This window comes from Saccharothrix stipae (genome assembly GCF_054781895.1).
Genome location: NZ_BAAGTN010000008.1, coordinates 284901 through 311177, shown reverse-complemented (window position 1 = coordinate 311177; position 26277 = coordinate 284901). Strand labels below are relative to the sequence as shown.

The 26277-nt window shown below is 71.6% G+C and carries 28 protein-coding genes; 12 read left to right on the top strand and 16 right to left on the bottom strand.

The features are described 5' to 3' along the window. Positions 1-17: 17 nt before the first annotated feature. Together ACYVLT_RS18270 and ACYVLT_RS18265 are read right to left on the bottom strand one after the other, a co-directional pair. Positions 18-1043: a hypothetical protein gene (locus ACYVLT_RS18270; protein WP_461121383.1), complete on the bottom strand. Its 1026-nt coding sequence runs from the start codon at positions 1041-1043 to the stop codon at positions 18-20. Continuing rightward, entirely contained in the window at positions 1040-1519 is a 480-nt protein-coding gene (locus tag ACYVLT_RS18265; RefSeq protein ID WP_461121382.1) for a SigE family RNA polymerase sigma factor, read from the bottom strand. The genes ACYVLT_RS18270 and ACYVLT_RS18265 overlap by 4 nt, the downstream gene beginning before the upstream one ends. Positions 1520-1564: 45 nt before the next feature. Here ACYVLT_RS18265 and ACYVLT_RS18260 point away from each other — a divergent pair, with 45 nt between their 5' ends. Continuing rightward, positions 1565-2335 carry an IclR family transcriptional regulator gene (locus tag ACYVLT_RS18260; protein WP_461121381.1) on the top strand — a complete coding sequence of 257 codons (771 nt, stop codon included), beginning with the start codon at positions 1565-1567 and terminating at the stop codon, positions 2333-2335. A gap of 21 nt (positions 2336-2356) precedes the next feature. Here the strand turns inward: ACYVLT_RS18260 and ACYVLT_RS18255 are convergent, their stop codons facing one another. From ACYVLT_RS18255 to ACYVLT_RS18235, 5 genes are all read right to left on the bottom strand, one after another. Further along, positions 2357-3757, bottom strand: a complete 1401-nt coding sequence (locus ACYVLT_RS18255) for a M23 family metallopeptidase (protein WP_461121380.1) — start codon at positions 3755-3757, stop codon at positions 2357-2359. Between the two features lie 167 nt (positions 3758-3924). After that, positions 3925-4809, bottom strand: coding sequence for an ABC transporter substrate-binding protein (locus ACYVLT_RS18250; protein ID WP_461121379.1), 885 nt, complete (start codon positions 4807-4809; stop codon positions 3925-3927). Then, a complete protein-coding gene (locus ACYVLT_RS18245) occupies positions 4806-5567 on the bottom strand; it encodes an ABC transporter permease (RefSeq protein WP_461122247.1) in 762 nt (253 codons plus the stop codon). Before ACYVLT_RS18245 ends, ACYVLT_RS18250 begins: the two co-directional genes overlap by 4 nt. Beyond that, entirely contained in the window at positions 5567-6172 is a 606-nt protein-coding gene (locus ACYVLT_RS18240; protein ID WP_461122246.1) for an ABC transporter permease, read from the bottom strand. Before ACYVLT_RS18240 ends, ACYVLT_RS18245 begins: the two co-directional genes overlap by 1 nt. A gap of 49 nt (positions 6173-6221) precedes the next feature. Next, positions 6222-7271 carry an ABC transporter ATP-binding protein gene (locus tag ACYVLT_RS18235; protein WP_461121378.1) on the bottom strand — a complete coding sequence of 350 codons (1050 nt, stop codon included), beginning with the start codon at positions 7269-7271 and terminating at the stop codon, positions 6222-6224. Between the two features lie 102 nt (positions 7272-7373). Here ACYVLT_RS18235 and ACYVLT_RS18230 point away from each other — a divergent pair, with 102 nt between their 5' ends. Beyond that, the gene (locus ACYVLT_RS18230; RefSeq protein ID WP_461121377.1) at positions 7374-8930 is read left to right on the top strand and encodes a bis-aminopropyl spermidine synthase family protein; all 1557 of its coding nucleotides are present in this window, start codon (positions 7374-7376) and stop codon (positions 8928-8930) included. An 84-nt stretch (positions 8931-9014) separates the two neighbouring features. After that, complete coding sequence (locus ACYVLT_RS18225) at positions 9015-9791, top strand: hypothetical protein (RefSeq protein ID WP_461121376.1); 777 nt, start codon at positions 9015-9017, stop codon at positions 9789-9791. A 9-nt stretch (positions 9792-9800) separates the two neighbouring features. Here ACYVLT_RS18225 and ACYVLT_RS18220 read toward each other — a convergent pair whose 3' ends face one another. The 4 genes from ACYVLT_RS18220 to ACYVLT_RS18205 all read right to left on the bottom strand — a co-directional run bounded on the left by ACYVLT_RS18220 (position 9801) and on the right by ACYVLT_RS18205 (position 15435). Further along, a complete protein-coding gene (locus ACYVLT_RS18220; protein WP_461121375.1) occupies positions 9801-10424 on the bottom strand; it encodes a hypothetical protein in 624 nt (207 codons plus the stop codon). Continuing rightward, positions 10421-10834, bottom strand: coding sequence for a YbaB/EbfC family nucleoid-associated protein (locus ACYVLT_RS18215; protein WP_461121374.1), 414 nt, complete (start codon positions 10832-10834; stop codon positions 10421-10423). Before ACYVLT_RS18215 ends, ACYVLT_RS18220 begins: the two co-directional genes overlap by 4 nt. Before the next feature lie 49 nt (positions 10835-10883). Then, positions 10884-14051 carry a sensor domain-containing protein gene (locus tag ACYVLT_RS18210; RefSeq protein ID WP_461121373.1) on the bottom strand — a complete coding sequence of 1056 codons (3168 nt, stop codon included), beginning with the start codon at positions 14049-14051 and terminating at the stop codon, positions 10884-10886. 223 nt (positions 14052-14274) lie between these two features. Then, on the bottom strand, positions 14275-15435 hold the full coding sequence (locus ACYVLT_RS18205; RefSeq protein ID WP_461122245.1) for an NAD(P)-dependent malic enzyme: 1161 nt from the start codon (positions 15433-15435) through the stop codon (positions 14275-14277). A 313-nt stretch (positions 15436-15748) separates the two neighbouring features. On the opposite strand from ACYVLT_RS18205, the gene ACYVLT_RS18200 reads away from it, so the two are divergent. Beyond that, a complete protein-coding gene (locus tag ACYVLT_RS18200; protein WP_461121372.1) occupies positions 15749-16342 on the top strand; it encodes a dTDP-4-dehydrorhamnose 3,5-epimerase family protein in 594 nt (197 codons plus the stop codon). A gap of 15 nt (positions 16343-16357) precedes the next feature. Here the strand turns inward: ACYVLT_RS18200 and ACYVLT_RS18195 are convergent, their stop codons facing one another. Then, positions 16358-16666 carry a S26 family signal peptidase gene (locus ACYVLT_RS18195; protein ID WP_461122244.1) on the bottom strand — a complete coding sequence of 103 codons (309 nt, stop codon included), beginning with the start codon at positions 16664-16666 and terminating at the stop codon, positions 16358-16360. Between the two features lie 102 nt (positions 16667-16768). On the opposite strand from ACYVLT_RS18195, the gene sodN reads away from it, so the two are divergent. The 5 genes from sodN to ACYVLT_RS18170 all read left to right on the top strand — a co-directional run bounded on the left by sodN (position 16769) and on the right by ACYVLT_RS18170 (position 21280). Then, on the top strand, positions 16769-17188 hold the full coding sequence (gene sodN, locus ACYVLT_RS18190; protein WP_360452346.1) for a superoxide dismutase, Ni: 420 nt from the start codon (positions 16769-16771) through the stop codon (positions 17186-17188). Between the two features lie 155 nt (positions 17189-17343). Further along, the gene (locus ACYVLT_RS18185) at positions 17344-17523 is read left to right on the top strand and encodes a hypothetical protein (RefSeq protein WP_461121371.1); all 180 of its coding nucleotides are present in this window, start codon (positions 17344-17346) and stop codon (positions 17521-17523) included. 126 nt (positions 17524-17649) lie between these two features. Then, positions 17650-20115 (top strand): FxSxx-COOH system tetratricopeptide repeat protein, encoded by a 2466-nt coding sequence (gene fxsT / locus ACYVLT_RS18180; RefSeq protein ID WP_461121370.1) that lies wholly within the window; start codon positions 17650-17652, stop codon positions 20113-20115. 81 nt (positions 20116-20196) lie between these two features. After that, complete coding sequence (locus ACYVLT_RS18175) at positions 20197-20802, top strand: histidine phosphatase family protein (RefSeq protein WP_461121369.1); 606 nt, start codon at positions 20197-20199, stop codon at positions 20800-20802. Next, positions 20795-21280 carry a GNAT family N-acetyltransferase gene (locus ACYVLT_RS18170; RefSeq protein ID WP_461121368.1) on the top strand — a complete coding sequence of 162 codons (486 nt, stop codon included), beginning with the start codon at positions 20795-20797 and terminating at the stop codon, positions 21278-21280. Before ACYVLT_RS18175 ends, ACYVLT_RS18170 begins: the two co-directional genes overlap by 8 nt. Here ACYVLT_RS18170 and ACYVLT_RS18165 read toward each other — a convergent pair. Next, complete coding sequence (locus tag ACYVLT_RS18165; RefSeq protein WP_461121367.1) at positions 21255-21752, bottom strand: hypothetical protein; 498 nt, start codon at positions 21750-21752, stop codon at positions 21255-21257. The genes ACYVLT_RS18170 and ACYVLT_RS18165 overlap by 26 nt on opposite strands. Positions 21753-21834: 82 nt before the next feature. On the opposite strand from ACYVLT_RS18165, the gene ACYVLT_RS18160 reads away from it, so the two are divergent. Then, entirely contained in the window at positions 21835-22287 is a 453-nt protein-coding gene (locus ACYVLT_RS18160) for a MarR family winged helix-turn-helix transcriptional regulator (RefSeq protein WP_461121366.1), read from the top strand. Here the strand turns inward: ACYVLT_RS18160 and ACYVLT_RS18155 are convergent. The 3 genes from ACYVLT_RS18155 to ACYVLT_RS18145 all read right to left on the bottom strand — a co-directional run bounded on the left by ACYVLT_RS18155 (position 22247) and on the right by ACYVLT_RS18145 (position 24582). Next, positions 22247-23092: an SAM-dependent methyltransferase gene (locus tag ACYVLT_RS18155; RefSeq protein ID WP_461121365.1), complete on the bottom strand. Its 846-nt coding sequence runs from the start codon at positions 23090-23092 to the stop codon at positions 22247-22249. The genes ACYVLT_RS18160 and ACYVLT_RS18155 overlap by 41 nt on opposite strands. A gap of 192 nt (positions 23093-23284) precedes the next feature. After that, a complete protein-coding gene (locus ACYVLT_RS18150) occupies positions 23285-24034 on the bottom strand; it encodes a S1 family peptidase (RefSeq protein ID WP_461121364.1) in 750 nt (249 codons plus the stop codon). A gap of 143 nt (positions 24035-24177) precedes the next feature. Beyond that, positions 24178-24582 carry a hypothetical protein gene (locus ACYVLT_RS18145; RefSeq protein ID WP_461121363.1) on the bottom strand — a complete coding sequence of 135 codons (405 nt, stop codon included), beginning with the start codon at positions 24580-24582 and terminating at the stop codon, positions 24178-24180. Between the two features lie 266 nt (positions 24583-24848). Here ACYVLT_RS18145 and ACYVLT_RS18140 point away from each other — a divergent pair, with 266 nt between their 5' ends. Together ACYVLT_RS18140 and ACYVLT_RS18135 are read left to right on the top strand one after the other, a co-directional pair. Continuing rightward, entirely contained in the window at positions 24849-25793 is a 945-nt protein-coding gene (locus tag ACYVLT_RS18140) for a diacylglycerol/lipid kinase family protein (RefSeq protein WP_461121362.1), read from the top strand. A gap of 225 nt (positions 25794-26018) precedes the next feature. Next, positions 26019-26273 carry a WhiB family transcriptional regulator gene (locus tag ACYVLT_RS18135; RefSeq protein WP_015104912.1) on the top strand — a complete coding sequence of 85 codons (255 nt, stop codon included), beginning with the start codon at positions 26019-26021 and terminating at the stop codon, positions 26271-26273. Positions 26274-26277 lie beyond the last annotated feature (4 nt).

Here is a 26277-nt window from a genome sequence, read left to right as displayed (position 1 = left end):
CCCACACCACGTCAGCCCTACCGCGTGCCGATCCAGGCCACGTCCGGGTTGGTGTCCACGGCCAGCGCCGCGGCCACCCGGGCCAGCACCTCGACCGGGGCGTGCCGGGTCTCCAGGCCGGTCGGCAGGGGGTCGCGGTCGGGGAGCTTGAACTCGTGCGGCTTCACGCGCACCTGGAAGTTCGGCGCGAGCTGCACGGCGAGCAGGCCGAACCCGTCGGCGGTGTAGTGCGCGGGCTTGCCGTCCACGGTGGTGGGGGTGGAGCCGGCCGGGGCCTCGGCGGTCCGCAGCAGCTCCACCTCGTACTTGACGTCGTCGAGGTTGCTCGTGCCGGCGATCGCCCAGTCGGTGGCGCCCGGGCCCTTCACCTCGACGTACGGGTACTCGTCCAGCGAGAACGGGATGCGCATCGACGCGGGGTCCGCGGCGACGGAGTCGGCGATCCGCCGCGTCTGCGCCCGGACGTCCACGCCCGTCACGTTCTCCAGGCTGACGCTGAGCACGCGGCCGGGTGCGACGTTCCAGTACAGGTTGTCGCCGAACCAGGCCGCCGTCGCGCCGCCGACCGTGGTGCGGTCGCCGACCGGCGCGTTCTCGACCTTGGGGCCCACGTCGCCGGCGATGGCGGTGAAGACGGCGAAGCGGACCACCGGCGAGCCGGGATCCGTGGCACCGGGCGCGTAGATGCGGGACGTGCCCCAGGCGGCGATGGTGCGCTCCCGCTCGGTGTAGCCGTCGAGCATCACCCCGGGCCGGTATTCGAGGGCCCGGGTGGGCACGTCGGCGACCGGTGCGGGCGTGGGCTCGGACGTGGTGCCGAGCTGCTGGGCGGGCGGGGCCTGGCCGGCGGTCGGCCCGTTCACGGTGGTCACCACCAGCGCGGCCGCGGCGGCCGTCGTGCCGGCGGCGGCGAGCACCAGGAGCAGCGGCTTGCGCGTCCGGCGCGGCCGGTGCAGCGCGGCGAGCACCGCTCCCGGCGGTGGCGTGCGCTCGGCCCGTCGGCGCAGGGCGTCGGTGATCAGGGTTTCGGTGGTGTCGTTCACAGCGACTGCCTCACGCGTTCGTCGGCGCGCAGCACTGCCAGCGCGCGGGAGATGTGACTGCGGACCGTGACCTGGGCGCAGCCCAGGACGGTGGCGATCTCGGCGTCGTCGCAGCCCTCGTAGTAGCGGAGGACGACGGCGGCCTTCTGCTTGCGCGGGAGCCGGTCGATGCGCTGGAGCATCGCCTCCCGCTCGTCGTAGTGGTCGGTGGGGTCGGGTTGCGGCGGGTCCACGCCCGTGAGGGGTAGGTGCGCCTTCAGGCGGCGGCGCCAACCGAGGTACTCGTTGGTCACCATCCGCTTGAGGTACGCCGCCGGTGCGTCGACCGAGCCGATGCGCGCCCACTTCTGCTGTGCCCGGAGCAGGACCTCCTGGACCACGTCCTGGGCCAGGTGCGGATCCCCGGTCAGCACGGTGGCGTAGCGCAGCAGCGGGGTCACCTGTGCGGCGGCGAACTCCTCGAAGCCGGTGCTCATACCCCTCCAATGCGCCCGCTCGCGGTTTTGTTGAGAATGGGTCGCGTGGGAGGCAGCAGCGACGTGCCGGCGTTGCGCCGGGGGCTCGCGGTGCTGCGCCTGCTGGCGAGCAGGCCGGGTCCGCTGTCGGCCGCGGCGGTGGCGCGTGAGCTGTCCCTGCCCAGGTCCACGACCTACCACCTGCTGGCGGAGCTGGCCGCCGCCGGGTTCGCGACCCACTTCCCCGAGGAGCGACGCTACGGGCTGGGCGTGGCCGCGTTCGAGCTCGGGTCCGCCTACCTGCGGCACGACCCGCTGGAGCGGCTGGCGCGGCCGGTGCTGCGGCGGTTGGTCGACTCGGTCGAGCGGACCGCGCACCTGGGCGTGCTGCACGGCGCGGAGGCGCTCTACCTGGTGCGGGAGCAGCCGCGGCACCCGACCACGATCGTGTCGGACGTGGGCGTGCGACTGCCGGCGCACCTGACCGCGTCGGGCCGGGCGGTGCTGGGACGACTGCCCGCGGCGCAGGTCAGGGCCCTGTTCCCGGGCTCGTTCGTGGACCGGACCGGGCGGGGGCCGCGCAACCTGCCCGCGTTGCGGCGCCTGCTGGCCGTCGAACGGCGGCGCGGGTGGGCGGTCGAGGACGGCTACGTGACGGCGGGGTTCGCGTCGGTCGCGGCACCCGTGTTCGACCACGGCGACCGCCCGATCGCCGCGATCACGGTGACGTTCCGGCACGTGTGCGAGGTGGAGTGCGGCGAGACGTGGCCGGACCTGGCGGCGGAGGCCCGCCGTGCGGCGGACGAGCTGACCAACCGCATCAGCGGCCGGGCGTGAGCGACGGCCGCCCCGCACGGGCTACGAGGCGAGGGCGTAGCCCAGCAAGGTCTCCGAGTGATGACCCTCGCAACCAAGGTCGTTGCTGTCGAAGTGCTCACCGCTGCCCCTGACCACGCACCGCCGGACAGGAACCGTCGGAACCCCGGCAGCCTCCGGACTGTCAAAGACATACCCCAGCAAACCCACCACCAACTGACCCTCACAAGCCGCATCCACGGACGAGAAGTTGTCCCCCGACCCGACCCGGCACAAATAGATCGCATGCGACCCCGAAACAGGCACCTTCGACACGAGGCCCAAGTCCTGCTCCAGCCGGTCGTTGCCGCGTGCACCCCAGGTCAGGCTCACGTGATCATCACCCGTGTAGCGGCTCAGGCTGGTCCTGGCGATGGCGTAGCCCAGCACGTGCTCGGCATGGTGACCTTCGCATCCAAGGTCGTTGCTGTCGAAGTGCTCACCGCTGCCCCTGACCACGCACCGCCGGACAGGAACCGTCGGAACCCCGGCAGCCTCCGGACTGTCAAAGACATACCCCAGCAAACCCACCACCAACTGACCCTCACAAGCCGCATCCACGGACGTGAAGTTGTCCCCCGACCCGACCCGGCACAAATAGATCGCGTGCGAGCCCGGAACAGGCACCTTCGACACGGTGCCGAGACTGAGCTCGAACCGGTCGTTCGGACGAGGACCCCACGTCAACGACACGTGATCATCACCCGCGTAGCGGCTCAGCTCTCCGGTTGCCGGGATCGGCGGGGCCGCTGGGGGCGACGGCGGGAGTGGGGACGCGCAGCCCGTCCCGTCGTTCGTCACCCCGGACCAGAGGGGCACCTGCGACCAGTCGGCCCTGCCCAGTTCCGCCGGGTAGCTGGTCAGCCTCCCGCCGACGCACGCCTTGAGCGCGCCCGGGTTGGCCCGGGCGCCGTTGACCCGCACCTCGAAGTGCAGGTGGTGGTACGTGCACGGCTGCACGTTGCCGGTCGCGCCGACGTAGCCGAGCACGCTGTCCTGATCGACCCACGTCGGGCCCGGGATCGCGATCCGGGACAGGTGGCCGTAGTAGCTCCTCACCCCACTGCCGTGGTCTACGACAACGGTGTTGCCGGCGGAGCCGCAGGTGCTCCCCGTCGAGACGACGGTGGCCAGACCGGCGCCGGCCGCGTGCACGGGGTCGCCGGACACCGAGCCCTTCGGGTCGCGCGCGATGTCCAGCGCGGCGTAGCCGTGGTAACCACCACTGCAGCCGTTGCCCCACGTGCACCCGATCACCCAGGCGCCGCGTAACGGGAACCAGGACGGCGCGCTGTACTGGTTCTGGCCGGCTACCAGCTCGACCTCGACCGGCGGGACAGCGGCCGGTGACGGACCTCCCGCCGACAGCAGCACGACCACCCACCCGAGTGCCGCGATCCTCATCGGCTCCACCTGCCTCCGCGTCGTGAAACACCCGGTCGGGCAGACGAGTGATCTGTCGGGCCGGGCGTCGCGTTACAGCGGGGAGTCGCGGAGTGCTGCGGCCGATCAGCACTCGGACAGCACCGCGCCCCGCCGGCCGGAACCGACGGGGCGCGGACAAGACAGGACTACAGCGTGACCGACTTGAGGAAGTCCGCCGCCACGTTCGCGATCGTCTCCTTGTCCACGTCGACCCGCTTGACCAGGTCCGCCAGCTTCTCCGTGGTCAGCGCCGCGGAAACCTTGTTCAACGCGTCCTTGCCCTTGGCGTCGACCGCGTCCGACCGCAGCAGCGGCACGATGTTCTGGGCCGGGTACATGGTCTTCGGGTCCGCCAGCTCCACGAAGTCGTTCGCCTTGATGTCCGCCGACGTCGTGTAGAGGTTGATCACCTGCACGGTGCCGTCCTTCAACGCGTCCACCGTGATCGGGCCGCCCGTGTCGGTGGTCTTGATCTCGGTGAACGTCACCCCGTACAGCTCCTTGACCTTCGCCTCCCAGCGCTGCGCCCACTCGCCGGCGGCACCGAGCGCGTACTTGCCGGACCCGAGGTCGGCGATCGACTTCACCCCGCCGTCCGCGGTGGCCTTGGTCACCACCAGGACGTCCTTGTCCTCCGCGTCCGACTTCTCCAACACCTCCAGGCCCGCCGGCGTCTTCGCCTTCAACGCCGTGTAGACCTCCTCGGCCTCGGTGGTGGTGTTGGTCTTGTCGAAGTAGTTGAGCAGGTTGCCCGTGTACTCCGGCACGACGCCGAGCGACTTGTCCTGCAACGCCTTCACCACCAGCTCGCGGGCGCCGATGCCGGACCGCACCGACACCTTCGCGCCGGTCGCCTTCAGCGCGCCCGCGTAGATCTCGGCCAGGATCTTGTTCTCGGTGAAGTCGGCCGAACCGACCACGACCTCACCCGACGCGGCCTGCTGGCCGCTCCCGCCGAGGTCCTCCTTGGACCCGCACGCGGAGACGACCAGGGCGGCCGCCGCGATGACAACGGCCAATGTGCGCTTCATGCCGTACTTCCTCCAGATTCGGCGGGCGCCGGCTCTCCCCGGCGCCTCGGCTGTGCCCTGCCCGACCGCGCCGCACCGACCTGCGCGCTCGGAGTCCCGGCGGACAGCCGCAAACCCGCGGGCACGACCAGCCTGCCGACGACCGCGAGCACCACGTCCAGCACGACCGCGAGCAGCGCGATCAGGATCGCGCCGCCGACGAACTGCCCGTAGTCCAACACCCGCAGGCCGTCCAGCAGCGGACGTCCCAACGTCTCGATTCCCACGTAGGCGGCCACCGACGCGGTCGCGACCACCTGCAAGGTCGCGTTGCGCAACCCGCCGACCAGCAGCGGCAGCGCGTTGGGCACCTCGACCTGCCAGAGCCGCTGCGCGCCGGTCATGCCCATGCCGCGGGCCGCGTCCACCACACCGCGGTCCACGTCCTGGACGCCCGCGTACGCGCCGGCCAGGATCGGCGGCACGGCCAGCACGACCAGGCCGATGAGCACACCGGTCGTGCCACCGCCCGCGACCAGGTACAGGAACGTCACCAGCCCGAGCGTCGGCAGGGCGCGCAACGCGTTGCTGCCGCCGACGAGCACCACGCCGCCGCGCCCGGTGTGCCCGACGTACAGGCCGAGCGGCACCGCGATCAGGGCCGCGCCGAGCACCGCGCCCAGGCAGTACAGCAGGTGCACGCCGATCCGCACCGGGATCGACCTGCCGCCCGACCAGTTGACCGGGTCGACCAGCCACGCGAACGCGTCCGCGAAGATCACAGCCGCTCACCCGCCCGCGCCCAGGGCGTCAACCGGTCGCGCAGCAGCACCAGCAGCAGGTCGACCACCAGGGCCAGCACCAGCGTCAGCACGATGCCGACGATGATCGGCGCCAGGTAGCGCTGCCGGAACCCGTCGGTGAACAGCGTCCCCAGACCACCCGTGCCGATCAACGCGCCCACGCTGACCAGGCTGATGTTGCTGACCGACCCGACCCGCACGCCCGCCGCGAGCACCGGCACGGACAGCGGCAGCTCCACCACCAGGAACCGGCGCAGCGGCCGGAAGCCCATCGCGGTGGCGGCGGCGGTGACGTGCGCGGGCACGGCGGCCAGCGCTTCGGCGACCGGCCGGACCAGCAGCGCGGTCGTGTAGACGGTCAGCGCGATGATCACGTTCAGCGGGTCGAGCACCTGCGTGCCGATGACCGCCGGGATGATCGCGAACAGCGCCAGCGACGGAACCGTGTAGACCACGTTCGACAACCCGATCAACGCCGCGTTCACCCGGCGGAACCGGTGGCACAGCAGCCCGAGCACGATCGCCAGCACCACCGACACGGCCAGCGGGACCAGCGACAGGTAGACGTGGTCGAGCAGCATGTCCAGCAACGCCGCCCTGGTGCCGGCGTCGCCCAGGTACTTCCCGATGTCACCCACGGCGGCTCTCGATCACGTCCAGCACCTGCCGCGCGGTGACGACGCCCGCCACCCGCCCGTCCGCGTCCACGGCCACGCCCAGCCCGGACGGCGACGACAACGCGGCGTCCAACGCGCCCCGCAGCGACGCGCCCACCTCGTACAGCGAGCCACCCGGCACGACCGTCGAGTCCGGCGCGACCCAGCCCTTCGGCCGGTCGTCCGCGTCCACCACCAACCGCCAGTCCGAAGAGGACTCCGGCTCGGCGCCCTCGGCGACCGTCGGCACCCGCACCACCTCGACCCCCGCCGAGTCCACAAAGGACAAGCTGCGGTAGCCGCGGTCCTTGCCGACGAAACCGGCCACGAAGTCGTCCGCGGGCCGGGTCAGCAGCTCGGCGGGCGGCGCGTACTGGGCGAGGACGCCGCCGGTGCGCATCACCGCGACCTTGTCACCGATCCGGATCGCCTCGTCGATGTCGTGCGTGACGAACACGATGGTCTTGTCCAACTCGGCCTGCAGCCGCAGCAGCTCGTCCTGCAAGCCCTCCCGCACCACCGGGTCGACCGCGCTGAACGGCTCGTCCATCAGCAGCACCGGCGGGTCCGCGGCCAACGCCCGCGCCACGCCGACGCGCTGCTGCTGCCCGCCCGACAGCTGCACCGGGTACCGGCGGCCGAGTTCGGCGGGCAGACCCACCAGCTCCAGCAGCTCGGCGGCGCGCTGACGCGCCTTGCGGCGGGTCCAACCGGTGAGCAGCGGCACCGTGGCGACGTTGTCCAGCACGGTCCGGTGCGGGAACAGGCCGGCCTGCTGGATGACGTAGCCGATGCCGCGCCGCAGCGCGGGCGGGTCCACGCCCAGCACGTCCCTGCCGTCCACCAGGACGGTGCCCGACGTCGGGTCGACCATCCGGTTGACCATGCGCAGCGACGTGGTCTTGCCGCACCCGGATGGTCCGACGAAGACCGTGATCGTGCCCGCCTCGACGACGAGGTCGAGGCCGTGCACCGCAGTGGTCCCGTCGTCGAACCGCTTGGTCACGTCGCGGAACTCGATCACCCGTGGTCCTCCTGCCGATGGGCTCAAGCGTCGATCGACACTAGCCCGTCGGTCCGACCGCGGCACGGCGTTTCACCATGCGGTCAGTAGGCTGCACCGTTTGTGGCAACCGAACGAGTGCGAGCACTCCTCGCCGAACGCGGCACGCACGCCCGCAAGCTGCGGCGCGTGGTCGACCTGCTGAGCGGCGACTGGCACACGCTGGCCGAGTTGGTCCGGCTGCCCGCCGTGCCGCGGCGCACCGTGCAGGAGCTGCTGACCGCGGTCGGTGACGACCTGGAGACCAGCGGCGACCGGTACCGGTTGGCGCCCGCCAAGGCCGCCGACTACGCGGGGTTCCGCGCCGGTGACGACCTGGTCGACCCGGTGGACGCGCTGGTGTCGCGGCACACGTCGCAGCTGCGGTCGATCCTGGCCGACATCGCCGACGTGCCGCCGCCGCTGGCCGCGCTGGACCACGTGCAGGCGACCGCGGAGACGGCGTTGAAGCGCGCGCTGTGGTTGGACACGACCTACGACCTGGCCGGGCGCACGCTGCTGTGCCTGGGCGACCACGACCTGACGTCGCTCGCGGTGTGCGCGGTGAACCCGTCCGTCGAGGTCGTGGTGGTCGATGTGGACGACCGGTTGCTGGAGCACATCGCGCGCCGCGCCGGTGCACGCGGGTGGTCGGTGCGGACGGTGCACGCGGACTTCCGGTTCGGCCTCCCGCCCGCCGTGCTGGAGTCGGCGGACCTGGTGTTCAGCGATCCGCCGTACACGCCGGAGGGCATGGCGCTGTTCGCCGGGCGGGCGATCGAGTGCCTGGCCGACCTGGCGCGGGGGCGGGTGCTGCTCGCGTACGGGTTCAGCGACCGGACGCCGGCGCTGGGGTTGAAGGTGCAGCAGGAGCTGCAACGGCTCGGGTTGGTGTTCGAGGCGGTCCTGCCCGCGTTCCACCGGTTCGACGGCGCACAGGCCATCGGCAGCGCGGCCGACCTGTACGTGTGCCGGCCCACGTCCCGCCGGTCGGCGTCGGCCTCGTCGGCCGCCAAGACCGCCATCTACACGCACGGCCCGCAGTCCGTGGAGGCGTCCGGGCCGGGCTCGGCGGCGTTGGCCGCCCTGGTCGACCTCGCGCCGCGGCCCGAGTCCTCGCCGCCGCCGAAGCCGCGCGCGCCGGGGTGGGCGGATCCGATCGGCAAGGGCGCGGCGTCGTTGGCGGTGGACCTGTCCGGCGACCCGGGACCGTGGCTGCTGCGCACGTTGCTGGCGTGCTCGCCCGGTCGGATGGCGGCGCTCGTGCCCAACAACCACCCGAACGTGGCATCCGCGGCGGGCCAGCAGGAGCTGAGGTCGTTGGTGGACACCAGGTTCGCGCTGCGGTTCCTGCGGTCCACTCCGGACGGCAAGCACTGCGTGGTGGTGGCCGACCAGGTGTTGGCGGGCACGCTGGACGTCGGCGGGCTGGCCGTGCGCGAGGTGCTGATGCGGGCGCACGGCAAGCTGGGCAACGTCTGGCGCGAGGCGTTGGTCACCGCGACGCACGGCGCGATGACCAAGCGGGAGGCGCGGGAGCGGATCGGCGAGCACGACGACCTGGAGCTGCGGCTGATCGACCTGCCGCGGCACCGGCTCGCCGAACTGCTGCCGCTGATCCGCGCGTCGGCGTCCCACTAGCGGTCGGTCCCACCGGGATTCGGCGAAGCACCGCGTGCGGGACGGCTCCGGCGGTAACTTCCGTGCGAACCTGGAGGCGCGCGCATGACTCACCCCAACCCCGGTCAGCAGCCGGGTCCGCAGCAGTACCCCGGTCAGCCGCACCCCGGTCAGCCGCCTTACCCGGGCCAGCCGCCCCAACCCGGCCAACTCCAGCCCGGCCGGCCGCCTCACCCGGGTCAACCGCCGTTTACCGGCCAGCCGCCGCTCGGGGGCCAACCCCCGTACCCCGGCCCGCCCCACCCCGGCGCCCAGCAGCCGTACCCCGGTCAACCGCCCTACCCCGGCGCGCCCTACCAAGGCCCGCCCAAGCCGCCGGGCAGGGCCATGGCCGTGGTCGCCGCGCTGCTGTACCTGCCGGGCGTGCTCCTCGCCCTCGTCGGCGCGATCGGGTTCGCGAGCCACTCCGGGTTCGCGCTCGACCTCTGGGGCGCGATCCTCATGCCGCCGTTCCCCCGCGCCTACGGCAGCTTCGAGGTCGCGTCCGCGGTCTCGTTCGTGCTGCCGGGGCTGGCGCTCGTCCTCGTCGTGCTGCTCATCTGCCGGGTGCCCGGTGTGCGCTGGGCGCTGGTCGCGATCTCGTTGCTGGCCGTCGTGCACTTCGGGCTCGTGCTCGCCGACGTCATGTCGGTGCTCCCGCTCTTCTCCGGGATCATGCCGGTGATCGCACTGCTGCTGTGGCTCGTCGCGGGTCTGGTCGCCGCGTTGCCGCCGGTCGGCCGGGCGACGCGCGGCGCGAAGCCGAAGACGCCGCCGCACCAGGTGGCCGGTCCGCCACCGGTGCCGGGGCCACCGCCGCCCGGACAGGGCCAGTGGGGCTGACCGGAGGGCTCACCCGCCGACCTGCGTGATGGCCTTCAGCATGTCGCGCGCCCGGCCGAACAACGCCTTCAGAGCGCTCAGGATGCGCACCATCACGCGCACCAGGTCCGCCAACCGCCGGGTGATCCGGTCGAGCACCACCGCGCCGCGCCCGACCGCCCACGCCGCGAACTCGGCCACCGACACGCCCGACGTGAGCTCGGACGCGGCGATCGCGACGGTGGCGTTGCCGAGCACCTCCCGGACGAACAACGCGATCACGTCGCGGAACACGCCGTGCGCGGCAACGGTGATCGCACCCACCTCGGCGACGTGCGACGCCACATCGAGGCACAACGCGTTCATCGCCCCGATCTCCGCGGCGAGCCGCCCGCCGCCGGCCCGCCGCCGCGCGATGCCGTCCAACGCGGTCGCGACCTGCCTCCAGGTGGTGAGCGCGTCCTCGAACCGGTCGCCGTGGCCCGCCAGCCAGTCCAGCGGCTCCCGCAGCACGCCGACGTGCCCGCCCAGCCACCCGAGCCCGGCCGCGTCCAGCAGGCTCACCGGGTCGACGTCCGCGGTGGGCACGCCCGGGTCGGTCGCCGGCGCGTCCGGCGCCGACCCGGTCAACTCCAGCACGGGAAAACCGGTCACCGAGGCGCCGACCCGGGTTCGTCGTCCGGGGCGCGCAGGCTCCGCGGCAGCGGCAGGTCGTCGGAGGCCGGTGGCGCCGCCGGGGGCGAGCCGGTCAGGAAGGCCACCGCCGCCGTGCCGCCGAACTGCGGCTCGACGATCGACGCCACCTCCCGCGCGGCCTGCTCGTGCGCGCGCCGGACGGTGTCCATCACGACCTCGCCCAGCCGCGCGGGCGATAACTCCTCGGCGTCGGGCGAGAACTCGATGTGCCGCAACGACCCGTTCGGCGCGACGGTCGCCGTCACCACGCCGTCCGGCGACCGCTGCGTGGCCTGCGCGCGCCGGATCCGGTCCCGCAGCTCGCGGGACCGCTCGGCCAGCTCGCGGGCCCTGGCTTCGAGGTCGGCGATCATCCGTTCCGCGGTCACCGGTCAGCACCCAAACTCGTGGCGTCCATGGGGACCGGAGTATGTCGGATCAACCGGCGCGGGGGATGTGCAACGGACCAAGTGCCAGCACCGCGCGGAACTCCTTGGGCGGCACCGGACGGGAGAACAGCCACCCCTGGTAGGTGTCCACGCCGATGCCGCGCAGCACCTGGAACTGCGTCGCGGTCTCCACGCCCTCGGCCACGCACCTGCGGTCCATCGCGCGCGCCATGTCCACCACCGCCTTGGCGACGGCGAAGTCGGACGGGTCCTTGCCCAGGCCGGAGACGAACCGGCGGTCGACCTTGATGATCTGCGCGGGCAGGTCCTTGAGCCGGGCCAGCGACGAGTAGCCGGTGCCGAAGTCGTCCACCGCGAACCGGATGCCGCGGTCGACCAGCTCGTCCATCGTCTGGCGCACCCGTGACGGCAGGTCGACCAGCGCGGTCTCCACCAGCTCCAGCACCACGCGGTCCCACGGGATGCCCGCCTCGGCGATCGCGTCGGCCACGATGTCGGCGAACTCCGGGTCGCCCGGCACCAGCCCCGCCAGGTTCACCGCGACCGACACCGGCTTGCCGCCCGGCTCCGGCCAGGTCGAGGCCTCCTTCAACGCCGTGCGCAGCACCCACCGGTCCAGCTCGCGCATCAGGTCGCCCTGCTCGGCCACCGGCAGGAAGATGCTCGGCGGCAGCAGCCCGCGATCCGGGTGCGGCCACCGCACCAGCGCCTCCGCGGTCTGCACCACGCCGTCCACGCCGACCACCGGCTGGAAGTGCAGCGCCAACCCGTCGTTCTGCAACGCCTCCCGCAGCTGCCCCTCCAGGTGCACCTGCCGGTCGGCCGAGGCGATCAGCGCCGCGCTGGCCAGCGACACCCGGCCCGCGCCCGCCCGCTTGGCCTCGAACATCGCCGCGTCGGCGAACCGCAGCAGGTCGTTGCCGGTGGCCCGGGACCCGTTCGGCACGGCCGCGCCGATCGACGCGGACACCCGGACCAGCTGCCCGTGCACCGGCACCGCCGTGCGCAGCAACCCGGCGACCTTCATGGCCAGCGCGTCCACCCCGCCGACCTGGTCCAGGTTCTCGCAGATGATCACGTACTCGTCACCGGACAGGCGGGCCGCCGTGCAGCCCTCGGGCAGGCCGCCCTCCAGCCGCCGCGCCAACGCCACCAGCAGCTCGTCACCCGCGTCGTGGCCGAGCGAGTCGTTGACCCGCTTGAAGTTGTCGATGTCGCAGAACAGCACCGCGACCTTCGACCGGTCCGGCGACTCCAGCAGCTCGCCGAGCATCTCCTTGACCAGCGCCCGGTTCGGCAGACCGGTCAGCTCGTCGTGCATGGCCTGGTGCCGCAACGCCTCGGCCGTGCGGCGGCGCTCGGTGATGTCCTGGAACACGATCAGCCAGAACCGGCGGCCGTCATCCTGCACGGACAGCGCGACGTGCAGCTCGCAGTACACCTGCACGCCGTCGCGGCGGACCAGGATGCGCTGCGGGATCTTGTGCGTGCGCTCGGCGTTCGGCGCGGACATCTCGTCCACCGACGGCAGCCGGGTGTCGCGGTCCTCCGGGTGCGTGAGCTGGGCCGCGGTCATGCCGCGCAGCTGCTCCAGGTCCATGCCGAGCAGGTCGCACAGCGCGTCGTTGGCGTCGACCAGCCGCTCGCCCTCGTCGAACAGGCCGATGCCGACCGGCGTCAGCGAGACCAGGTCCGCGAAGCGCTGGCTGGACCGTTTCATCCTCGTCTCGGCGGCGCGCTGCTCGGTGATGTCCTGCGCGGTGCCGACCGCGAGCGGCAGGCCGTCCGGTCCCTTGACCACCACGCCGTAGCAGCGGAACACGCGCTGCTTGCCGTCACGGCGCACGATCCGGTGTTCGAGCTGGATCGGCACCTCCTCGGTGGCCAGCTGCTGCCACAGGTCGTCCACCCAGGCGCGGTCGTCCGGGTGCACCAGGTCGAGGTAGGTCTGGTAGCGGGTGTGCTCCTCGCGCGGCACGCCGAACAGCTCGGCCAGCATGTCCGACCACACCACGTCGCCGGTCTGCAGGTTCCACTCCCAGACGCCCAGCTGCGCGGCCTTCTGCGCGTCGGCGAGCCGGCGGCGGTCGTCGCGGAGCTGGCGCTCCAGCGCGCGGGCCTCGGTGATGTCCTGGACGGTGCCGTGCAGCCGGCTGACCTTGTCGCCCTCGAACTCGGCCCGGGCCCGGCACACGTAGACGCGGTCGCCGAGCTCGCTGCGCACCTCGACCTCGACCGTGCTGCCGTCCTGCGCGCGCTGCATCAGGCTCTCCAGCGCGGGCCGGTCGTCCGGGTGCACCGCCATCAACCGGGCGTTGGGCTCGACGCCCAGCTCGGCGTACATCTCCAGCAGCACCTCGCTGCGGTGCAGGGCGCCGGACGCGACGTCGTAGCTCCAGCTGCCCATGCGCGCGATGCGCTGCGCCTCCAGCAGCCGGGCTCGCTCGGTCTCCAGGGCGCGGTCGGACAGCTGCTGCTCGGTGATGTCGCGGATGTAGCCGGTGATGAACTGGGTCCGGCCGTCCGACCTCAGCTTCGCCTCGGCCACGCCGCGGATCCAGCGCAGCCCGCCGTCGGGCAGGATGATCCGGTAGACGATGTCGATCGGGTTGCCGTCGAGCTCGCGGTTGGCCCAGTAGCTGGCGACCATCTCGTAGTCGTCGGGGTGCACGACGTCGAGCACGGCCTGCGCGCCGGGGACCACCTCGCCGGGCCGCACGCCCATCATCTCGTAGTGCGACTCGGACCAGACCGTGACGCCGGTGTCCGGGTCGTACTCCCACGAGCCGATCTGCGCGACCCGTTGCACCGTGCGCAGCCTGCGCTGCTCGTCGCGCAGGTCCTCGGCGGCCTGGGCCAGGTCGGAGACGTCGACCAGCAGCACGGCGTGCAGGGCGGTGCCGGGCACCGGGGTGCGGACCACGCGGACCGGCACCAGCGCGCCGTCGGCCTGGTGCAGGCGCAGGTCGTCGGCGCCGCCGAGCAGCAGTTCGCCCAGGGACCGGCCGATGAGGTCGTCGGCGGAGCGTGCCTTGGTCAGCGCCACCGCGGCGGGGCTGACCCGCATGACGACGCCCTTCGGATCGCACAGCAGCGAGGGCGCCTCGGGCAGCGCGATGCCGTCCAGGGCCACGTCGCCGTTCTGCGGACGCGCCGGGTCGAGCACCACCGGAGCGCGTCCAACCCGCTTGGGCACGGTCCCACCTTCCCGTGTCTAGGGCAGGGATGACCGGCCCGACCGCACCCAAAGACGGCGTCCCTCTCCACGGGCAATATTCACCCGAGGAGAGGGACGGTAGCGCTTCGGAGCGTCATCGCCCACCCCCCAACGGGCTAACGAAACAACACGTTAGCGGTTCCGTTGCCTGTCGACGGGGACTGACGGATGCGGCCGGAGCTCTCCCAACTCCGACTTGGGATCAGGCTACTCCGTCCTGCCTGGCTGCCAAGGCCACGGCGGCGGCCACTTCAGGGCCGACCCGCGGGTCCAGGGCGCTCGGCACGATCCGGTCGACCGAGAGGTCTTCCGAGGCGACCGCGGCGATGGCCTCCGCGGCGGCGAGCTTCATGCCCTCGGTGATCCTCCTGGCGCCCGCGTCCAGCGCGCCGCGGAAGATGCCGGGGAACGCGAGGACGTTGTTGATCTGGTTCGGGAAGTCGCTGCGGCCCGTGGCGACCACGGCGGCGTGCCGACCGGCGACGGCCGGGTGCACCTCCGGGTCGGGGTTGGACAGCGCGAACACGATCGAGTCGCCGGCCATGCTCGCGATCAGCTCTTCGGGCACCTGGGACGACGAGACGCCGACGAACACGTCCGCGCCGCGCAACGCCTCGGCGATGCCGCCGCGCAGGCCGCTGGCGTTGGTCACCTCGGCCAGCTCGGCCTTCACCGGGTTCAACCCGTCCCGGCCCACGTGCACGATGCCGCGCGAGTCGACCACGGTGACCTCGCCGATGCCCGCGGCCAGCAGGATCTTCGCGCAGGCCACACCCGCCGCGCCGGCGCCGGAGATGACCACCCGCTGGTTCGCCACGTCCTTGCCCAGCACGGTGTTCGCGCCGCGCAGCGCGGCCAGCACCACGACCGCGGTGCCGTGCTGGTCGTCGTGCATGACCGGCACGTCCAGGGCCTCGATGAGCCGGGCCTCCAGCTCGAAGCAGCGCGGCGCGGCGACGTCCTCCAGGTTGACCGCGCCGAACGACGGGCGCAGCCGGACCAGCGTCTCCACGATCTCGTCCACGTCCGTGGTGTTCAGCACGAGCGGGATGGAGTCGAGGCCGCCGAAGGTCTTGAACAGCGCGGCCTTGCCCTCCATCACCGGCAGCGACGCGCTCGGGCCGATGTCGCCGAGGCCGAGCACGGCGGTGCCGTCGCTGACCACGGCGACCAGGCGGTGCGCCCACGTGTACTTGGCGGCCAGCCCCGGGTCCCGCGCGATGGCCCGGCTGACCCTGGCCACGCCGGGCGTGTAGGCGATGGCGAGCGCACGCGGGTCGGCGAGCGAGGCGGTCGCACCCACGGCCAGCTTGCCGCCTTCGTGCGCCCGGAAGATTTCCTCGTCGCTCAATTCGGTGGCCATCTGGGGCTGGTCGTTCAATGCGGTCACGGAGTCCTCCTGCGGTGCGCGATACCTGCGGCGCACCGGGACCGGCGTTGTCACGCGGGTCGACGGGGCCTGTCTTCGGAGTCGTCCACACGGTCTGTCGGACGGCTCTCGGGGGCGGTGTGCGGGCAAGCATGGCAGTGTCGTCGGCCGCTGTCTGCGGCGGGGATCACAGTTTTTCCGCAGGTCAGAGGTAGTGCCACAGAACGTACGTCCGGTTTTCTGAACCGACCGGTCAGTTTCCGCAGGCAGGATCGGTCAAGACCGCACGGGTCATAGGGTGTTGGCCATGCAGGCACGTGAGTTGAAAATTTCCGGCGCTTTCGAGTTCACCCCTTCGGTGTTCCCCGACGACCGCGGATTGTTCGTCGCGCCGTACCAGGAAGCGGTGTTCGCGGAGGTTGTCGGGCACCCGCTGCGGGTCGCCCAGACCAACCACAGCGAGTCCAAGCGCGGCGTCGTGCGCGGGATCCACTACGCCGACACGCCGCCCGGACAGGCCAAGTACGTGCACTGCCCGCGCGGGCGGCTGCTGGACGTCGTCGTGGACCTGCGCGTCGGCTCGCCCACGTTCGGCGAGTGGGACGCGGTGGAGCTGTCGGAGGGCGCGTTCAACTCGGTGTACCTGCCCGAGGGCATGGGGCACGCGCTCATGTCCCTGGAAGACGGCACGGTCGCGTCGTACCTGTGCTCCGAGGGGTTCAACCCGACGGCCGAGCACGGGATCAACCCGTTGTCGATGGACCTGCCGTGGCCGGCCGACGTGACGCCCCTGCTGTCGCCGAAGGACAGCGCCGCGCCGTCGTTCGACCAGGCGCGGGACGCCGGGCTGCTGCCGTCCTACGACGACTGCGTGGCCTGGTACGCGAAGCTGCGCATGTAGTCGGGGCTCCGGCGGTCAGCCCCGCCGGGCCGGCCGCCGGAGCAGCCGCGGCCGCGGCCAGAGCCTGAGGTGGATCACCCCGACCACCTCGGCCGCGCCCAGCGTCCGCGAGTCGGTGGAGGCGAACGGGTTGTCGCCCTCCACGTGCCAGCCGCCGCCGTCGCGCCGGATCGCCCGCTTCACCGACAGCTGCGCGGGCCGGGCCGGCCACCTGACCAGCACGAGGTCGTGCGGACGCGGCGGCTTGCCGAAGTGGACCAGCACCACGTCCCCCGTCCTCAGGGTGGGGACCATCGAGGGTCCGACCACCCGAACCAGCGGCAACGGGTTGCCTTCCGGCCGTGCCAACGATCACCTCCGACTGCTCCCGCCGACGCCCCGGAGTAGGGTTCCGCACGTCGGAGCATCCACTGTCAGGGAGGAAAGATGCGACTTCTGTCGCGCATCCGTTCACTCCGCCGCCCGCTCCTGGAGGCCACCGCGCACTGCGACCTCCCGTGCGGTGTTTACGACCCGGCCCAGGCCCGGATCGAGGCCGAGTCGGTCAAGGCGATTCAGGAGAAGTACCAGGGCAACGAGGACCCGGAGTTCCGCGCCCGCGCCATCCTGATCAAGGAGCAGCGGTCGGAGCTCGTGAAGCACCACCTGTGGGTGCTGTGGACCGACTACTTCAAGCCGCCGCACTTCGAGAAGTACCCGGAGCTGCACGACCTGTTCAACCGGGCCACGAAGGCGGCCGGCGCGTCCGGCGCGAAGGGCTCCATGGACCCCGCCAAGGGCCAGGAGCTGCTCGACCTGATCGCCCAGATCGACAAGATCTTCTGGGAGACCAAGGCCGCGGCCTGATCACCTGCACCAACGCGACGCCGGTCGGCGGGACTCGTTCCGCCGACCGGCGTCGTTTTTCGTCCCCTGGCACCATTGAGCGCCCTCTCGCGGCCTCGGGGTTACACTCCGGATCTTGTTGGACGCACGACCGTCGACGACCGCGGGGAAGAGACATGGTGGCCACGTCCGAGCGCACTGCTCCGGACGGAGGACTGCGCCAGGTCGGAGCGGCGTCGTCCTCGGCGACGATCCTCCAGGCCGGTCGTGACAACAACGTGCACTCCACCGTCCACCTGGACGTGCTCGTGTTCGTGGCCCTCTCAAAAAACCCTCTTGCCGTTATCAAAGGGTGACAAGCAGCCACCCCATCAGGGGCTTGTACTTGACATTCGCATACATGTGGGGCTAAGCGCCGCCGGTATGTGATCGGATTGCGGGTTTTGCCGTAATGAACCCTGCGCGAGGTCGATAGTTGCGTCATGACGTCGCGTCAGCTGAAGGTCAACGCGGTCGTGGTCGTGTTGGTGGGTGCCGCTCTCGGGGTCTTCACCAACTTCGCCTCCGTCGAGGTCCCCGAGTGGTTCAAGGACCAGTCGAGGGTCTGGCTGACGTTCGCGGTGCTCGTCCTCCTCAGCGCGGTCATCCAGCTCGCCGCATCCCGCGAGAAGCCCGCACCGCCCGCACCGCCGGTGGTGCTGCCCCGGTTCCCCGCCGTCCCGTCGGCACTGCGCCCGCCCACGCCCACCGCGCCGATGCTGCGCGGCCGTGAGGGGGAGCTGACGGCGATCTCGCCGTTCGTGGAGGCGCCGGGTGGGCGGTTCGTCGTCGTCTGCGGTCCCGGCGGCATGGGGAAGACGACGCTGGCCGGTTACGTGGCTGAGAGGGCGAAGCAGCGCGGGCTGTCGGTGTTCTGGATCCGGTGGCGTGGTGAAGGCGCGTCGGACGGGCCGACCGGCGAGGAGCTGCTGACGGCGCAGATGGTGCAGGTCGCCACCGCGCTCGGCCTGCCGGACGATCGGGTGGGCGCGGTGCAGCAGTCCGGCGGGAGCCTGGCCGACCTGGTCTGGGGCCACCTGGAGCGGACGCCGGGCTGGGTGCTCGTGATCGACAACGCCGACCGGACCGACAGCCTGGGCATCGACGGCCCTGTCCGGGAGCACCGGGGTTGGATCCGGCCGAACGGCGCGGGCCTGCTGCTGGTGACCAGCCGGGACCGCTCGCCCGACACCTGGGGCCAAGGGGTCGTGCTGGTGCGGCTGGAGCCGCTGACCCCGAAGCTGGGCGGCCAGGTCCTGCTCGACCTCGCACCCGACGGCGGCAGCCCGGAAGAAGCGGAACGGCTGGCGACCCGGCTCGGCGGCCTGCCGCTGGCCCTGCACGCGGCCGGCACCGCGATCGCCCAGCCCACCGCCCGCCTGCGCCGGTTCACCACCTACCTGGACGCGATGGACGACGGCTCGTCCCAACCGCTGATGTCCCCGGACGTGACGGACCCGAAGGTGGCGCGGACCCTGGTCGGCCACACCTGGGAACTCTCGCTGGACCAACTGGCCGCCGAGGGCCTGCCGGTCGCCAGGCCACTGCTGCGAGCCCTGGCGCTGCTGGCCGACGCCCCGATCCCCCGCGCCCTGATCGACCCGGGCCTGATCCCGACCGACGATGCCCAACCGGGAGCCGCGGCAGTCGACTCGGCCCTGTCCGGGTTGGAGCGCTACGGCCTGGTCGACGCGTCAACCGCCGGCACGACGGCCGCGGTGAGCACCGTGGTGCTGCACCCGCTCGTGCGGGAAGCCGGCACGATGCTGTTGCACCGCGAAGGCGACGTGACGTGGTGGCGGGACAAGATCGAGGACCACCTCGTCGGGACCGCGCAGTCATGGGTAGCGCAGGGCCGAGCGGCTTTGACCGCAACCCACCTGCTCGCACCACACCTTCTCCTCCTCTCCGACGCACAGGACGACGACAGGTTCTTCCTACTCAGGGACACCATCGACAACGTCGCGGAAACCCTGGAGGAAGCCGGCCACAACGCGACGGCGTTCACGATGCGCAGCCACGTGCTCGAAGCGGAGTCGGCCCGACTCGGCCCTGATCACTCATCCACTCTCGCCAGCAAGAGCAATCTCGCCGGTGTCCTGCGATCCCTGGGCCGATACCGCGAAGCCGAACAGCTCTACCGCGCCACCTTCGACGAGCAGTCCCGCACGCTCGGTCCCGAGCACCACAAGACCCTCATCAACCAGAACAACCTCGCCATCGTCCTGAACGATCTCGGGCGATCCCACGAAGCTGAACAACTCCACCGCGCCACCTTCGACATCCGCAGGAGGACCGTCGGTCCGGAGCACCTCGACACCCTCGCCAGCCAGAACAACCTCGCCAATGCTCTGAACGATCTCGGCCGACGCCACGAGGCCGAACAACTCCACCGCGCCAGCCTCGGCGTATTCGTCCGCACGCTCGGGCTCGAAGACCCCCACACGCTCCTCAACCAGAACAACCTCGCCGCCGTTCTGAACGACCTCGGCCAACACCGCGAAGCCGAACAACTCCTCCGCACCACCCTGGAGATCTACACACGTATCAGCGGCCCGGAACACCACAACACCCTTCGCGCCCAGAGCAACCTCGCCCATGCACTCCACGGGCTCGGTCGCCACCGCGAAGCGGAACAACTCGATCGCGCCACCCTGACCCTGCATGTCCGCACGCTCGGGCCCGAACACCCCGACACCCTCACCAGTCAGAACAACCTCGCCAACGAACTGGACGATCTCGGCCGATATCGCGAAGCCGAACAACTCCACCGCGCGACCCTCGACAGCCGCACACGCGTCCTCGGCCCGGACCACCCCGACACCCTCACCAGTCGAGACAACCTCAATTCCTTGGTGGCCCGTCGCGACAACCGGTGGTGGAGACGCCTCGTCCGACGTCGCGGCTGAGCCCGAAGTGTCGTGCACGACACCCAGTGCGCCCGTTCACCCCACCCCCACCACAGGCACGGGCGTCCGTAAGCTCGGCCCGTGACCTCACACGTCTACCTGCTCCGGCACGGGCAAACCGAGTGGTCCGAGAGCGGGCGGCACACCGGGATGACCGACGTGCCGCTGACCGACACCGGTGTGCAGCAGGCGCGCCGCGCCGGGGCCGTGCTCGCCCGGCTGCGGGCCACCGACCTGCCGCCCGCGCTGGTGCTGTCGAGCCCCCGCCAACGCGCGTGGCGCACCGCCGAGCTGGCCGGCCTGCACGACGTCGAGCGCACCGAGGAGCTCGCCGAGTGGGACTACGGCGACTACGAGGGCCTCACCACGCCGCAGATCCGGGAGACCGACCCGGGCTGGACGGTCTGGACCCACCCCGTGCCGGGCGGCGAGACGTCCGACGAGGTGCACGCGCGGGCGGCGAAGGTGTTGGAACGGGCGCGGCAGGCGTTGTCCGGTGGTGACGTGGTGCTGGTCGGGCACGGGCACTTCAGCCGCGTGCTGATCGCCACCTGGCTGAACCTGCCGCCGAGCGAGGGCGTCCACTTCGGACTCGACCCGGCGGGCACGACGGTGCTCGGCGACGAGCGCGGCGACCCGCAGGTGCGCCGGCTGAACGTGCCGGCCTGGGAGGTCGACGTTGACTGATCCTCGCGTTCGCCGCATCCGCGAGGAGGACGTGCCGGCCGTCGTCGGGCTGGTCGAGGAGCTGGCCGAGTACGAACGCGCCCGGCACGAGTGCCACCTGACCGCCGAGCAGCTGCACGACGCGCTGTTCCGCCCCTCTCCCGCCCTGTTCGGCCACGTGGCCGAAGTGGACGGTCGGGTCGTCGGCACGGCCCTCTGGTTCCTGAACTTCTCCACCTGGCGCGGTACGCACGGCATCTACCTCGAAGACCTGTACGTGCAGCCGTCGCAACGCGGCGGCGGCCTCGGCCGGGCGCTCCTGCAAGCGCTCGCGGAGGAGTGCGTCGCCCGCGGCTACGCGCGGTTGGAGTGGTGGGTGCTCGACTGGAACGCCCCGGCGATCGGCTTCTACAAGTCGCTCGGCGCGCTCCCGATGGACGAGTGGACCGTCTTCCGCCTCACCGACGACTCCCTCACCCGACTGGGACGGGACGGCTGACGGCGACCTGCCGGACCAGCCCGACCCACCAGACGAACGTGAACGCGATCACGGTCGGGTTCTTCACGAACAGCAGCACGGCCAGGTAGGTCTGCCGCGCCGACTCGGGCAGCAGACCGCCGACCACCTGCTCGGCGCCGAAGTCGAACACCGCCATCGCCGCCGCCAGCAGCACGCCCTGCCACACCAGGCTCGGCCAGTGCCGCGTGGCGAAGTCGCGCGCGTTCGCCCACCTGAGCCGCTCGCCCCTGGTCGCCAACCGCCAGATCACCACGACCAGCAGCACCCGCGCGGCCGTCACGACGACCTCCGAGGCGAACGCCACCCCGCTCGGCACCACGTCGCCCCAGTTCACCACCACGAGCCGTTGCACGGACGCGACCAGCGACAACCCGACGACCACGGCCCAGTGCCGCAGGTAGAACCGCCCGGCCCAGCGCGGCACCTCCACCGCCAGCCTCAGCTCCGACACCACCGATACCACCGACAACCCCCTCAACCGCCGAATATTTTAGTTCAGTGTACTGAAATATCGGCGGCGGTAAAGTGATCGCATGGACGGACGGGATCTCGGGCGCGAGCTGAGCACGGCGGTGGTCGCGTTCCACGAGGCCGTCGGCGCACGGCTGGGCGTCACGGCGGTGGACCAGCGGGCGCTCGCGCTCATCGCCGGCAAGGGCCCGATGTCGGCGGGCGAGCTGGCCAAGGAGATCAACCTGACCCCGGGCGCCGTCACCGGTGTCGCCGACCGGCTCGAACGCGCGGGCCTGGTGCGGCGCGAACCCGACCCCGGCGACCGCAGGCGGGTGGTGATCAGCGCGATCCCGGGCGCGTTCGGCCAGGTCTTCGCCGGGCTGGGCGCGGCGATGAACGACGTGGGCGCGCGCTACAGCCCGCAGGAGCAGCAGCTGATCGCGGACTGGGTGGTCCGCACGGTCGACGTGCTGAAGGAGCAGACCAGGCTGCTCAGCGAGGGGCGGACGCCGCCGGCCCCTGGTCGGCCGTGATCCCGTTCGGCCGCTTCACGCCGACCGCGCCGTAGGACACCGCCTCCACGCCGGTCGCCGACTCGTCCTCGCCGCGCCACGACGTGCACAGCACCAGACCCGGGTCGAGCAGGTCGAACCCGTCGAGCATCGCCTCGATCTCCGCCTTGGACCGCGCCACGACCGGCGTCATCGTCTCGGCGATCATGCCGAGGAGCTTGTGCACCACTTCCGGCTGCTCGTCCGCGGTCAGGTGGCTGAGCACCAGGTAACTGCCGTCGGCGAGGGCGTCCCGGTAGCGGGCGACCAGCTCGGCCGGACCGTCGTCGTCCGGCACGTACGGCAGGATCGCCACCATCAGCACGGCGATCGGCCGGCTCAGGTCGAGCAGGTCGCGCACCTCGGGCGCGTTCAGCACCGCGTTCACGTCCCGGACGTCGGCCTCGGCGATGGCGGCGCCCGCGGTGTCGCGCAACATGGTGCGGCTGTGCGCGACGGTGGCGGCCTCGTTGTCCACGTACACCACGCGGCACGTCGGGTCGGCCTGCTGGGCGACCTCGTGCACGTTGCCCGCGGTCGGGATGCCGGAGCCCAGGTCGAGGAACTGGCGGATGCCGTTGGCCACGCAGTGCCGCACCGCCCGGCGCAGGAACGCGCGGGTGTGCTGGACCATCGCGGCGGTCGGGATCTCGCTCATGGACCGGTGGGCGAACTCGCGGTCGACCGCGAAGTTGTGCGCCCCGCCGAGGTAGTAGTCGAACAGGCGGGCCACGTTGGGGCGCTCGACATCACCGTTGGTCGACACCCACCTCGGGGGGTTCTGCACTGCGCACCTCACCCTGACTGCACCCGGAGCGGCCTGCCAGACCGTATCTGGCTACTCCGTTCGTGTCCATCCGCCAAGCGTGAACACACAGGGTGATTCTGACTGGTGAGTGGCCCGAACGTGGACCGTGGTGCCCCGGCCGAGGGGGCGGCGCAGGGGGAGAGTTCCAGCCCCCTCGGCCGGGGAGTTCGGTCACACGCCTGCGTAGGAACGGATCCAGTCGCGGTAGCGGGTGACGGCGGTGTAGTTCGACCGGGTCGAGCGGTCGCTGGTGGAGGCCACGCCGACCTGGTAGCGGCGGCCGTCGACCGGGCTGGTGGCGAACATCGGGCCACCCGAGTCGCCGCCGGCGGCGATGCCGTCGACCCGGGTCACCGAGATCGCGATGCCGCCGCGGTAGTCACGCCCGTTGACCGAGGTCACGCGGGTGTTGGCGTACTTCAGGTAGCGGGACTGGCAGTTGATCTCCGGCTGGTTGGTGCAGGTGGCGCCCCAGCCGTAGAGCTGCACGGTCTGGTTGACCGCCACGGCGGTGGTGGTGCCCAGCGGCGCGTACGTGCCCGAGACCGACCGGTCCAGCCGCGCCAGCGCGAGGTCCGCCGACGGGTGCTGGATGATCTGGGTGGCGGTGGCCAGGGTGCCGCCGGTGGTCTGGTCGAGGCTGCCGATGCGGAACGTGTAGGTGCCCGAGCTCGCCACGCAGTGCTGGGCGGTCAGGACCCACGTCGGGGCGATGATCGTGGCCGAGCAGTTCTGCTGGCCGTTGCGGAACAGGCGGGCCGCCCACGGGGCGTTGCTCGCCGTGCCGCCGCCGATGATGTACGGCTCGACGCCGCCGGACTCCTGGGCGGAGGCGGTCGGCGCGAGCGCGGTCAGGGCGAACGCGGACAGCAGTGCGGTAGTGGCTCCGACCACCGCGGACAGGGCGCGATTGAGTCGCATGGAGTTGTCACCTCAACGAACGCAGGGAGTGGTGAATTCACCACTCACAGCGTCACCTGTCGGAGTGACGCCGACCACCCGCCGTTAGTCGGCGAGCGGTCAGACGATGGTCGGCGGCCGAATGCCCTAGCCGACCGCGCCCGCTAGGCGTCCGCTTCGTCCTCGTCCACGCCGAGGGCCCACCGGCGCACCGGGTTGGTGAACAGCAGCACGAGCGTGCCCACCACGTACGCGCCGAGCAGCGCGCCCCACAGCTGGCGACCGGACGGCCCGTACATGTACCAGGCCACGCCCAGCAGGAGCAGCTGCACGACGACCGCGGGCGTCCGGCCCCAGTGCTTGCCGAGCACCAGGCCGACCCCCGCCGCGAGCACACCGGCCGACAGCACCGCGAAGTAGGCGGCCTCGCCGAGCACCCCGCCGGCCTCCTCCGCCTCGAACGACCGCACCACCAGCGCGACCGCGAAGGCCAACCCGGCCAAGCCCTGCAACGCGGTCAGCGCGCCGGCCGCGCGGACCGCCGGCGGGACCTTGCTCTGCGATGCCACGCTCTACCTCTCAGCTGGGCCTTTCCTCACCGTGAGTGCTCGTCACGGATCGTAGGCCACCCGGTTGGCGTGTCCCGTTCGACCGCGCCAGGAGCGATGATCACAGCAGTCTTCGGCGAGCCGGCGGTCGGGTCGGGGTGCACTTGTCGCAGACGCAGGCAATTGCGACACCGAAAGGAGATGTCGGCCACTTTCGTGCGCTCTAGACCCTCCTACCGGGTGACGCGCAACCTGTCCGAGGTCACGCGCTGTCCTACCCTGCAGGGGTGCGCGCACTTCTGGTGGTCAACCCGCAGGCGACGGCAACGACGCCTGCCGGTCGGGACGTGCTCGCGCACGCACTGGCCAGCGACGTGAAGCTCGACATCGTCGAGACGGACTACCGCGGCCACGCGGCGAACGCCGCCGCGCAGGCCGTCGTGGACGGGTACGACCTGGTCGTGGCCCACGGCGGCGACGGCACCGTCAACGAGGTGGTCAACGGCGTGCTGCGCGAGGGCGCGCAGCCGGGCCTGCCCATGCTGGGCGTGGTGCCCGGCGGGTCGGCGAACGTGTTCGCGGGCGCCCTCGGGCTGCCCCGCGACCCGGTCGAGGCCACCTACCGCCTGCTCCAGGCCATCGAGCACGGGACCAGCCGCAAGGTCAGCCTCGGGCACGTGGCGGCGACCGGCGCGGGGCTCGACCACGACCGCTGGTTCACCTTCAACGCGGGCGTCGGCTGGGACGCGGAGGTGGTCGCGGCCGTCGAGCAGCAACGCGCCAAGGGCCGCCAGGCGTCACCCGCCCTCTACGCGCGCACCGCGCTGACCAGCTACTTCACCCAGCGCAGACAGCCGCCGACGCTCACCGTGCAGATCCCGGACGAACCGGCGTTCGAGCAGGTGCGGCTCGCGTTCGTCTCCAACACCGACCCGTGGACCTACCTGGGTGACAAGGCGATCCGGCTCAACCCGAGCACCTCTTTCGACGGCGGCCTCGGCCTGTTCGGACTCCACGGGATGGGATTGCCGACAGTTCTTCGCTATGTCGCGCATCTCTTGGCCACGGATGGGAACCCGAAAGGTGGGAACCTGCTCCGGCGTGACGACGTCGAGTTCGTCCGGGTGACGAGTCCGGAACCCGTCAACCTGCAGGTTGACGGGGACCTGCTCGGCGCGTGCACCGAGGTGGAGTTCACGGGCGTGCCAGGCGCACTCACGGTCGCGGTGTGACCGTGGCGTGACCGTCCCGGTACACATCCGCGATGTTGTGACCTGGTGTGACACCGCTGCGTGAAACCCGAGGTGAACTCAGTCGATCTTTCGGGTGAGTTCACTCACCGGGTTAGTGGTAAACCCTTGACATCCCCGCCGTTCGTGAAAGCATTCACAAGCACCCCAAACCGACCGCTGACGAGTGGCGCGCTCACGCGCGCGCCTAGCTGAGGAGTAGTTCCAATGGACTGGCGCCACCGCGCGATCTGCCGCGACGAGGACCCCGAGCTGTTCTTCCCCGTGGGGAACAGCGGTCCTGCGCTCCTGCAGATCGCCGAGGCGAAGACCGTCTGCCGCCGTTGCCCCGTCGTTTCCGACTGCCTCGCGTGGGCGTTGGAGAGCGGCCAGGACGCCGGCGTGTGGGGCGGGATGAGCGAAGACGAGCGTCGCGCCCTCAAGCGCCGCAACGCCCGCACCCGGGCTCGCAGCAACGCCTGAGTGC

What these genes read in the sequence shown, in the direction of transcription:
- ACYVLT_RS18240 (WP_461122246.1), bottom strand. Translation starts at nt 6,172, where the DNA reads ATGCTGCTCGACCACGTCTACCTGTCGCTGGTCCCGCTGGCCGTGTCG.
- fxsT (WP_461121370.1), top strand. Translation starts at nt 17,650, where the DNA reads ATGACGTCGCGTCAGCTGAAGGTCAACGCGGTCGTGGTCGTGTTGGTG.
- ACYVLT_RS18135 (WP_015104912.1), top strand. Translation starts at nt 26,019, where the DNA reads ATGGACTGGCGCCACCGCGCGATCTGCCGCGACGAGGACCCCGAGCTG.
- ACYVLT_RS18250 (WP_461121379.1), bottom strand. Translation starts at nt 4,809, where the DNA reads ATGAAGCGCACATTGGCCGTTGTCATCGCGGCGGCCGCCCTGGTCGTC.
- ACYVLT_RS18205 (WP_461122245.1), bottom strand. Translation starts at nt 15,435, where the DNA reads ATGGCCACCGAATTGAGCGACGAGGAAATCTTCCGGGCGCACGAAGGC.
- ACYVLT_RS18265 (WP_461121382.1), bottom strand. Translation starts at nt 1,519, where the DNA reads ATGAGCACCGGCTTCGAGGAGTTCGCCGCCGCACAGGTGACCCCGCTG.
- ACYVLT_RS18200 (WP_461121372.1), top strand. Translation starts at nt 15,749, where the DNA reads ATGCAGGCACGTGAGTTGAAAATTTCCGGCGCTTTCGAGTTCACCCCT.
- ACYVLT_RS18150 (WP_461121364.1), bottom strand. Translation starts at nt 24,034, where the DNA reads ATGCGACTCAATCGCGCCCTGTCCGCGGTGGTCGGAGCCACTACCGCA.
- ACYVLT_RS18225 (WP_461121376.1), top strand. Translation starts at nt 9,015, where the DNA reads ATGACTCACCCCAACCCCGGTCAGCAGCCGGGTCCGCAGCAGTACCCC.
- sodN (WP_360452346.1), top strand. Translation starts at nt 16,769, where the DNA reads ATGCGACTTCTGTCGCGCATCCGTTCACTCCGCCGCCCGCTCCTGGAG.
- ACYVLT_RS18255 (WP_461121380.1), bottom strand. Translation starts at nt 3,757, where the DNA reads ATGAGGATCGCGGCACTCGGGTGGGTGGTCGTGCTGCTGTCGGCGGGA.
- ACYVLT_RS18185 (WP_461121371.1), top strand. Translation starts at nt 17,344, where the DNA reads ATGGTGGCCACGTCCGAGCGCACTGCTCCGGACGGAGGACTGCGCCAG.
- ACYVLT_RS18160 (WP_461121366.1), top strand. Translation starts at nt 21,835, where the DNA reads ATGGACGGACGGGATCTCGGGCGCGAGCTGAGCACGGCGGTGGTCGCG.